General features: G+C 34.9%; 1 protein-coding gene. It reads right to left on the bottom strand.

The genetic code is table 11. From position 1 onward, the window contains the following. Nucleotides 1-1,017 (bottom strand): hypothetical protein (locus FTV42_RS16790; RefSeq protein ID WP_180039248.1); only part of this gene is annotated, 1,017 nt, incomplete at its 3' end. Nucleotides 1,018-1,537 lie beyond the last annotated feature (520 nt).

The raw sequence follows: 1,537 nt of genomic DNA, 5'->3' as shown, positions 1-1,537 counted from the left end.
TTTAAGTATTTTAATCGTAAGAGTATTTTGAGAGGCAGTTGAAAGACGAAAAATGGATTCATCTAAAATAGTATTTAGTTTTTTAATCTCAATTTCATTGGTCTTCTTCTCTATAAAAGTAAGATAAGCACGGTAAAGGATTGCTATTGTATTTTTATATTTCATTAATCCATGCATATTCACTTTACCATGTTGATGGGAAGGCTTAATCATGTCTTTGCATGTGATCTTTTGGCTAGATAAGTCAAAATCAGTATGTGCAACTAAATCTCGAATTTCGCGTTGAATATGTGATTTGTTAAAGTAAGGCAAGCTAGTTTCAATTGCTCTTTTAAGATTCTTAGCACTTAAATCAATCTTCTTATTAGCTAGGCTTGAAAAATCAGTACCTTTCGAACTATCTGCATATACCAAGGCATTACTACGGGTCATCATCGTAATGGCTGACCAGAATTGATAATTTATTTCAGCTCTAAGCTCAGCACTAAGATTGAGAGCTGAGTAATTTTTATAAATATAGACAACATCATCAAGATTTTTTAAAAGTTCCGAAGCAACCGCTACTTCAGAATTAACAGGGTTGGGATTAAATTCAATTCTTATCATTGAAGATATTAAAAAACCGAACAGGCGAGCCATATCCTGGTTTTCAATAATGGATTCATAACTATATTCCAGAGCAAAAGTATCCATAGCAGTTTGAGCCAATGCTTCATATAACTGTGAATCTTGGACTGGAATCAATTTGCCCTTAGTTATGAGAGAAACATCAGGATGTATGAAACTGGTGAATAAACCGGAGGCAATATTAAATTCAATATTAGATTCAAGCAGCTCATTCATCATAAGGACACGGATAAAGTATTTTGTATTTTTAATATTCTTATTGGTGGGTATCAGGCTAATCACAGCATAGATAAATCTTGAATCACCCGTTTCCATGTAAGAGACTTTTTCAACCTGATAAGGATGGCGATAATTAGCAGGAGGTACTAGCTTAAATTTTGGCTCTAACATGTTGATTCCTAAAGGACTCTAAGGAATGATAATACATATCGTAATGATCTATATATCAAGTTAATGAATTATCAAGTCTTTAAGTCCACTGACGCAACATTTTTCCAGAATAAGAAGAATATTAGTATTCACAATCTAGAACTTATTTATATTTAGCAAAATAATGATGACTTTAATTTTCAGGTATCTTTGACTCTTCTTTAACATAAAGTCTCTTATACGAAATTCTTATGTTAGAAACCATTTTAATTGGTGAATAACATCTTAGCTCGATGCTTTCAGCGTAGGCTTGAGCCTACACTGGAAGTCGAGCCACTTGCGCCACCCCACTTTAAAAAATGCTCCCATAGAAGCAGCGCAAGTACCGCTAGCCCTCTAAGACATATCCAGAATCAACAGCCCAAGTTTCGCCAAGCTGTGCTCCCTCTAGCAAGCTGTCTCGATCAAAAAAATGCAGTGTGTCAAAAAACATCTTTCGAGCATCTTCAACCGTGCCATGCCCACCTTGGACGTAGTCCTT

The organism is Acinetobacter sp. YH16052, assembly GCF_013417155.1.
GTDB lineage: Bacteria > Pseudomonadota > Gammaproteobacteria > Pseudomonadales > Moraxellaceae > Acinetobacter.
The sequence above is the reverse complement of the archived record's forward strand: the minus strand, read 5'-3'. Positions and strand labels throughout refer to the sequence as shown.